Here is a 7,960-nt window from a genome sequence, read left to right as displayed (position 1 = left end):
GACTCGCCACGACGGTCGCCACCGGCGGCGGCGAGGCGGTCGAGGTGCTCGCCGGTATAAACCGCCCGAGCCGATGGCCGGAACTGGGGGCGGCCCGTCTCCGAATGGCTTTGGGCGCGTGTCGGGAGTGGCGGGAAGAGACGGTCGTCGATGTGGCGGGAGCCTTCGATGCAGACGACGAGGTGACCTACGATATCGCCGGCCCTCGACGCCATGCCGCGACGTCGGCGACGCTGAGCGAAGCCGACCTGATCGTCGCCGTGGCCGCAGCCGATCCGCTGGGGATCAGCCGATTCCTCCGGGATCACGCAGAAGTCCGCCGGCTCACCGCGCCGACGCCGGTGTCGGTCGTCGTCAATCAGGTCCGGCCGGGACCGCTGGGGATCGATGCCCGCGGGCAGGTTCGACGCACGCTCGAGCGGTTCGCGGGAATCACGGACGTCACATTCCTCCCGTTCGACCAGCGCGCTGCCGATGCCTCGTTGCTGCATGCCCGCCCGATGACGGATGTCACACCGCGCTCGACGCTCGTCGCCGGCATTCGAGGGCTCGCGGCGACGCTGTCTCCCGTCGACGCGGAGCCCGTTACTGCCGGTAGCTCGCGAGGAAGTTCCCGAGTCGCTCGACGGCTTCGCTCAATACTCGGGGCTCAGGGAGCGTGACGAGTCGGAGGTGGTCCGGGGTCGCCCAGTTGAAACCCGTCCCCTGCACCAGGAGGATGTGCTCCGCGACGAGCAGGTCGTAGACCAGGCGAGCGTCGTCTCGGATCTCATGCACGTTCGGATCGAGACGCGGGAACGCGTACAGTGCTCCCTGCGGCTTGACGCACGAGACCCCCGGGATCGACTCGAGGCCTTCCCACGCGATGTCACGCTGTTCGTGCAGGCGACCGGTCGGGGCGATCAGCGCGTCGATGGATTGCACGCCCGACAGCGCGGCCTGCACCGCGTGCTGGGCGGGAACGTTCGGGCACAGTCGCGTCGACGCCAGCAGCGTGATGCCCTCGATGAATCCCTTGGCGTGGCCCTGCGGCCCGGTGATGACCATCCAGCCCGAGCGGTAGCCCGCGACACGATAGGTCTTGGACAGTCCGTTGAATGTCAGGCAGAGCAGATCGGGAGCGAGGGTCGCGGTGGGGATGTGCACGGCGCCGTCGAACAGAATCCGGTCGTAGATCTCATCCGACAGCAGCAGGAGCTCATGTTCACGAGCGATCTGCACGAGCCCCTCGAGGATCTGGCGCGAGTACACGACGCCGGTGGGGTTGTTCGGGTTGATGATGACGAGAGCTTTGGTGCGCGGCGTGATCTTCGAGCGGATGTCCTCGAGATCGGGCTGCCACTCGTCATCCTCATCGCACAGATAATGCACGGGCGTGCCGCCGGCGAGGCTGGTCATCGCTGTCCAGAGGGGGTAATCCGGGGCCGGGATGAGCACCTCGTCGCCCTCGTCCAGCAGCGCCTGCATCGTCATGGTGATGAGCTCGGAGACGCCGTTGCCGAGGTAGACGTCGTCGGGGTCGAAACGGGGAAAGCCTTCGATCTGCTCGTACCGGCTCACGACCGCGCGGCGGGCCGAGATGATGCCCTTGCTGTCGCTGTAGCCATGCGCGGACGGAAGCGACGCAAGCATGTCATGCACGATCTGATGAGGAGCATCGAAGCCGAAGATCGCCGGATTCCCGGTGTTCAGCTTGAGGATCTTGTGGCCTTCGGCCTCCAGACGCGCCGCCTCGACGAGCGCGTTTCCGCGGATCTCGTACAGGACGTTCTTGAGCTTCGACGACTGGTCGAAGTTGCGCGTTGGTGTCATCGACCAAGCCTACAGCGACGAAAGGAGGGCCGATCCACCCGGACTGGCCCTCCTCTCCTCTGCGCGCGAGCTATTTCTTCTTCTTGCCCTGGGCGCGACGCTGCTCGCGGTTGCCGGCGGCCGGAGCCTCCGCATCGGTGCGCTGTCCGAAGGCGCCTCGCGGCGCCTCTTCCGGTTCGGTCTGCGGGGCCTGAGCGCGAGCCGCCGCCTGACGGACACGATCGGTGGCCGCCTGCTGGACCTGACCGCGATCGTTGCGGACCTCGACTTCGCCTGCATCGTTCGCTGCGGAGTACTCGAGACGCTGCTCCCCCCCGTCGGAAGCGAGCCCCTTGGCCTCGACCTCGGCGGTCTGGGAATCTCCGGCCCGACGCACCTCGACCTCGAGGTTGTAGAGGTACCCGACGGATTCCTCCTTGATCTGCCCCATCATCGATTGGAACATCGCGTAGCCCTCGCGCTGGTACTCGATGAGCGGATCGCGCTGAGCCATCGCGCGCAGGCCGATGCCGTCCTTGAGGTAGTCCATCTCGTAGAGGTGGTCACGCCAGCGGCGGTCGAGCACCTGGAGCACCACGCGACGTTCCAGTTCGCGCGTCGCAGCCTCGCCGAGCGCCTCCTCGCGAGCCTCGTATGCGATCTTCGCGTCGGAGAGCAGCTCGCGGGTGAGTCCGTCCGCCGTGATCCCTCCCTTGCGCCCCGCAGCCTCCGAGACGACCTCGTCGATCGTCACGCCGACCGGGTAGAGCGTCTTGAGCTCGGTCCAGAGCGCGTCGAAGTCCCAGCTCTCGTTGTGCCCCTCACCGGTGTGGTCGCGGACCACGCCGCTGATCGCATCCTCGATGAAGTGCTGCACGCGGTCGGCGATGTCATCGCCCTGCAGGATGTGTCGACGGTCGGCGTAGATCGCCTCGCGCTGACGATTCAGGACGTCGTCGTACTTGAGGACGTTCTTGCGCATCTCGGCGTTGCGCGACTCGACCTGGGACTGGGCGCTGCGGATCGCTCGGGAGACGAGGCCCGACTCGATCGGCACATCGTCCGGGAAGTTCGTGCGGGCGAGGATCGCCTCCGCGGCACCCGACTGGAACAGACGCATCAGGTCGTCGGTCAGGCTCAGGTAGAAGCGGCTCTCACCGGGGTCGCCCTGACGCCCGGAACGGCCACGGAGCTGGTTGTCGATGCGACGCGACTCGTGTCGTTCGGTGCCCAGCACGTAGAGCCCGCCGGCCTCGATGACCTTCTCGGCCTCCTCGGCGACGATGCTCTTCATCGACTCGTAGGTCTCATCCCACGCGACCTCGTACTCCTCGGGCGTCTCGACGGGGTCGAGCCCCTTGCCCTTGAGTTCCTGGACCGCAAGGAACTCGGCGTTTCCGCCGAGCATGATGTCGGTGCCTCGTCCGGCCATGTTCGTGGCGACGGTGACGGCACCCAGACGTCCGGCGCGGGCGACGATCTCGGCCTCACGCGCGTGGTTCTTCGCGTTGAGGACCTCGTGCTTCACGCCCTTCTTCGCGAGCAGGCGCGAGAGGTACTCGCTCTTCTCGACGCTCACCGTTCCGACCAGCACCGGCTGGCCGGCGGCATGACGCTCGGCGATGTCCTCGACGACCTGCGCGAACTTGGCGGTCTCGTTCTTGTAGACGAGGTCGGACTGGTCCTTGCGGATCATCGGCCGGTTGGTCGGGATCGGGATGACGCCGAGCTTGTAGGTCGACATGAACTCCGCGGCCTCGGTCTCGGCCGTACCCGTCATACCGGCGAGTTTGTCGTAGAGACGGAAGTAATTCTGCAGCGTCACCGTGGCGAGAGTCTGGTTCTCGGCCTTGACCGGTACGCCCTCCTTGGCCTCGATCGCCTGGTGGATGCCCTCGTTGTAGCGGCGTCCGACCAGGATGCGGCCGGTGTGCTCGTCGACGATCATGACCTCGTCGTTCATCACGACGTAGTCGGTGTCCTTCTTGAACAGCGCGAGTGCCTTGATCGAGTTGTTGAGGAACGAGATCAGCGGGGTGTTGGCCGACTCGTAGAGGTTGTCGATGCCGAGGTAGTCCTCGACCTTCTCGATACCGGGTTCGAGCACGCCGACCGTGCGCTTCTTCTCGTCGACCTCGTAGTCCTCACCGACCTCGAGCGTGCGGGCGATCTTCGCGAACTCGGCGAACCAGCGGTTCGCCTCGCCCGAGGACGGGCCCGAGATGATGAGCGGCGTACGGGCCTCGTCGATGAGGATCGAGTCGACCTCGTCGACGATCGCGAAGAAGTGCTCACGCTGGACGAGGTCTTCCTTGCGCCACGCCATGTTGTCGCGCAGGTAGTCGAAGCCGAACTCGTTGTTCGTGCCGTACGTGATGTCGGCCGCGTACTGCTCCCGGCGGACCGCGGGCGTCTGGCCGGAGACGATGATGCCCGTGGTCATGCCGAGGGCACGGAACACACGCCCCATCAGCTCGGCCTGGTAGCTCGCGAGGAAGTCGTTGACCGTGATGACGTGCACGCCCTTGCCGGCGATCGCGTTCAGATACGCGGGCAGGGTCGCGACGAGGGTCTTGCCCTCACCGGTCTTCATCTCGGCGATGTTGCCGAGGTGGAGCGCGGCACCACCCATGATCTGCACGTCGTAGGCGCGCATGCCGAGCGTGCGCTTGGCCGCCTCTCGTACCGCGGCGAAGGCCTCGGGCATGAGCTGGTCGAGCGTCTCGCCCTTCTCGAAGCGTGCGCGCAGCTCGACGGTCTCATTGCGCAGTTCGTCGTCGGTGAGCTTGGAGATGTCCTCTTCCAGCGCTCCCACTGCCTTGACGACCTGATTCAGGCGGCGGATGACCCGCCCCTCGCCAGCACGCAGCAGCTTCTCAAGAGGATTGGCCACGGATGTCATCTCCCTGTCAGTGGGTAAATCGCCGGCCGCCGGTGAACCCGACGCCAGGCATGCTTTGCCATGTTACCGGCCTGTGACCTGCACGTCGCCTGCACGGGGCTTCCACGAGAAGATTCGAATAGTTGCCGAGTATGCATATACTCGGTATTGCATTCATCTCGACAACCAGGGAGCCCACCATGTCGGTACGTCAGAGCCTGCTCGCGATCCTCGACCAGGGCCCCTGCTACGGCTATCAGCTGCGGCACGAATTCGATCGGCGCACCGGCTCCACCTGGCCGCTGAACGTCGGACAGATCTACAACACGCTCGAGCGTCTCGAGCGAGACGGCCTCGTCGAGCGCGGGGATGCCGACGAGCAGGGTCATGTTTACTGGCAGATCACGGATACCGGCTCCGCCGAGGTCGCGCAGTGGCTCTCCTCCCCCGTGGTGCGGACGCAGGCGACGCGGGACGAGCTCGCGATCAAGCTCGCCGTGGCCGCGACGCTTCCCGGAGTCGACGTCGCAGCGGTCATCCAGTCGCAGCGCACGGCGTCGCTGCGACAGCTGCAGTCCCTGCAGCGGGCGAAGTACGCCGGCGGTGACGCCGACGGTCCGGAGGAGCTCTCCTGGGCGCTGGTCGTCGATTCGATGATCTTCGCCGCGGAGGCCGAGGTGCGGTGGCTCGACCACACGGAACAGCGCCTCGCCCTGCACCCGCGACAGGCGATGGCGCTCGAACTCGCGACCGAGCGCCCCAAGCGCGGGCGGCCCGCGAAAGCTGGTGCTCCCTTCGCGGATGCGGCTCCCTCACTGTGAGCGCCGAGACGGTCCTGCGCCTGGTCGGGGTGACGCAGCAGTACGGGAACGGCGCGACGGCGGTGTCGGCACTCTCGGGTGTCGACCTGGAGGTTCGCCGCGGGGAGCTCGTCGCCGTCATGGGTGCCTCCGGCTCCGGCAAGTCGACTCTGCTCGCCATCGCCGGCGGTCTCGCTCGACCCACCACCGGTGAAGTCGTCATCGAGGGCGCGTTCCTCAGCGAGCAGAGCGCCGCGGAGGTCGCCCGCCTGCGTCGACGTTCCCTCGGCTTCGTCTTCCAGGACTTCAATCTGATCCCCACGCTCACCGCCATCGAGAACGTGACACTCCCGCTGGAACTCGACGGCTTCCGCACCCGGGTCGCCCGCCGCGCGGGGAAGGACGCCCTGCAGTCCGTCGGCCTGGCGGACAAGCTCGATTCCTATCCGGACGATCTCTCCGGAGGTCAGCAGCAGCGCGTCGCGATCGCTCGCGCCGTGGTCGGCGGACGCCGACTCATCCTCGCCGACGAGCCGACGGGCGCATTGGATTCCGTCACCGGCGAACTGGTGCTCCGGATGCTCCGCGGACGAGTGGATGCGGGTGCGGCGGGCATCCTCGTCACGCACGAGGCGCGCCATGCGGCATTCGCCGACCGGATCGTGTTTCTCCGGGACGGGAGGATCGTCGACGAGACCCGGCGCGACGACGCCGAGGTGCTGCTGAGCGGGACGGGCCGATGACCGCGACCGTCGACCGACCGGAGACGAGGACGTCCGACCGTCCCTCCTCGTCCGTCCGACGGCCGGGAAGACGCGCCCGCTGGCGCGTCGCCGCCCGGCTTGCGCACCGGCAGCTGCGCCGCACCCTGCTGTCGAGCGCCCTCATCGGCACGCTCGTCCTGCTCCCGATCGCAGCCATGACCGCCTACGCGGTCATAGGGGCGAGCATGATCGGCACCCCGCAGGAACGCGTGACCGCGGAACTGGGACGGATGGAGGCATGGGTCTCGGTGGGCGGTATACCGGACAGCGGATTCTGGCAGTCCCCCATCGACCCCACGTGGACGGGATCTCCCGATAACTCCGGCAATACCCCCGAGGGGACGCCGATCGCCGATCCGACCACTGTGCTGCCGTCCGGCACCGAGGCGATCCGGGTCGTCGAGTCCACCGTGCGTGTGCAGACTCCCGACGGCGTGACCGGGATGCCCGCGTGGGGAGGCGAGCTCTGGGATGAGCGATTCGAGGGACGGTACGAGCTTCTCGACGGGGTGACCCCGCGGTCCGGCCATGAGATCATGGCGACGCCGGCTGCACTCGAGCGGCTCGGGATCGCGATCGGTGACGAGGTCGTCGTCACCGACGGCGACCGCAGTTACACCGTCGTCGGAACCCTGGACTCGGCGGTCCTCTCCGATGCGACCTCCGCGCTCTTCCTGCCGGCGAGCGTCGGACTCTCGGGCGACGCCCGCTGGTATCTCCCCGACCTGTCGCTCAGCTGGCCGGAGGTCGAGAAGCTGAACGAAGACGGTGTGGTCGCCTACTCGCGGTCGGTGATCCAGGAGCCGCCGGTCCTCTCGGACAAGACGAGGGGCGGGTGGTCCGGAGCAGACGACGGCGCCCTGTGGACGGTGCTCATCGTGCTCATCGCCGGCGGGCTCTTCGCCGCGTACGTCGTCGTGATGCTGGCGGGCGCCGCCTTCGCGGTCGCCGCACGCCGCCAGCAGCGGTCTCTCGCCGTCGCCGCGAGCGTGGGAGCCGCGCCGGCCGACCTCCGCCGGGTCATCCTGCTCCAGGGCACGGCCCTGGGCCTCATCTCCGGCATTCTCGGTCTCGCCCTCGGCGTCGGGGCGGCCGCGGTGACGATGGCACTCCTCGCCGACGGATCGGCCACCCAGTTCTGGGGCTTCCACGTGCCGTGGCTGATCCTGGCGGGGATCCTGACCTTCTCGGTGCTGGTGGGAACCGCATCCGCAGTGCTTCCCGCACGCACGGTCGCCCGCACCGACACCCTCAGTGCGCTGCGCGGCGCGCGTCGTCCGCAGAGACCCCGTGCGTCGCGACCGATCTGGGGATCGATCCTGCTGATCCTCGGCGTCGCGCTCACGATCGGCAGCGCGTTCGCGATCCTCGCCATCGAGGTCACGGATCTGCCGTGGGACTCGCCGCTGCGGGCTATTCCTCCGTTCGGCATCGTCATCGGGCCGATCCTCGTGCAGATCGGCATCCTGCTCTCCGGTCGCTGGCTGCTGTGGATCACCGCCAAAGCGCTCTCGCCCGTCAGCGTCGCCGCTCGCATCGCCGCCCGCGACGCCGCGGCGAACTCCTCACGCACGGTTCCCGCTTTCGCTGCGATCGCCGCGACCGTCTTCGTCGCGGTCTTCGCCATGAGCCAGACCTCCATGCAGAACGCGTGGACCGCGCGGGATTGGGCCTACCAGGCTCCGGTCGGCACCCTCGCCATCGCGATCCAGCCGACCGGAGCG

Annotated in this window: 6 protein-coding genes; 3 read left to right on the top strand and 3 right to left on the bottom strand. The window is 67.6% G+C overall.

Annotated elements, in window-relative coordinates; all coding sequences use genetic code 11:
• From ACNPM4_RS16260 to secA, 3 genes are all read right to left on the bottom strand, one after another.
• A partial coding sequence (locus tag ACNPM4_RS16260) for a hypothetical protein (protein WP_448986372.1) occupies positions 1 to 491 on the bottom strand: 491 nt, incomplete at its 3' end.
• 94 nt (positions 492 to 585) lie between these two features.
• Positions 586 to 1,812: a pyridoxal phosphate-dependent aminotransferase gene (locus ACNPM4_RS16255; RefSeq protein WP_029261956.1), complete on the bottom strand. Its 1,227-nt coding sequence runs from the start codon at positions 1,810 to 1,812 to the stop codon at positions 586 to 588.
• A 70-nt stretch (positions 1,813 to 1,882) separates the two neighbouring features.
• Positions 1,883 to 4,684: a preprotein translocase subunit SecA gene (secA, locus tag ACNPM4_RS16250; RefSeq protein WP_105710317.1), complete on the bottom strand. Its 2,802-nt coding sequence runs from the start codon at positions 4,682 to 4,684 to the stop codon at positions 1,883 to 1,885.
• 188 nt (positions 4,685 to 4,872) lie between these two features.
• Between secA and ACNPM4_RS16245 the strand changes: the two genes are divergently transcribed.
• The 3 genes from ACNPM4_RS16245 to ACNPM4_RS16235 form a co-directional block, all read left to right on the top strand.
• On the top strand, positions 4,873 to 5,493 hold the full coding sequence (locus ACNPM4_RS16245) for a PadR family transcriptional regulator (RefSeq protein WP_448986371.1): 621 nt from the start codon (positions 4,873 to 4,875) through the stop codon (positions 5,491 to 5,493).
• A complete protein-coding gene (locus ACNPM4_RS16240; protein WP_029261959.1) occupies positions 5,490 to 6,215 on the top strand; it encodes an ABC transporter ATP-binding protein in 726 nt (241 codons plus the stop codon). Before ACNPM4_RS16245 ends, ACNPM4_RS16240 begins: the two co-directional genes overlap by 4 nt.
• Positions 6,212 to 7,960, top strand: a 1,749-nt coding sequence (locus ACNPM4_RS16235; RefSeq protein WP_448986370.1) for an ABC transporter permease, incomplete at its 3' end; no start/stop codon positions are given. The genes ACNPM4_RS16240 and ACNPM4_RS16235, both read left to right, overlap by 4 nt.

This window comes from Microbacterium umsixpiens (assembly GCF_053543675.1).
The sequence above is the reverse complement of the archived record's forward strand: the minus strand, read 5'-3'. Positions and strand labels throughout refer to the sequence as shown.

Excerpts from the sequence above, each read along its gene's own strand:
- ACNPM4_RS16245 (WP_448986371.1), top strand. The coding sequence starts at position 4,873 with ATGTCGGTACGTCAGAGCCTGCTCGCGATCCTCGACCAGGGCCCCTGC.
- ACNPM4_RS16255 (WP_029261956.1), bottom strand. The coding sequence starts at position 1,812 with ATGACACCAACGCGCAACTTCGACCAGTCGTCGAAGCTCAAGAACGTC.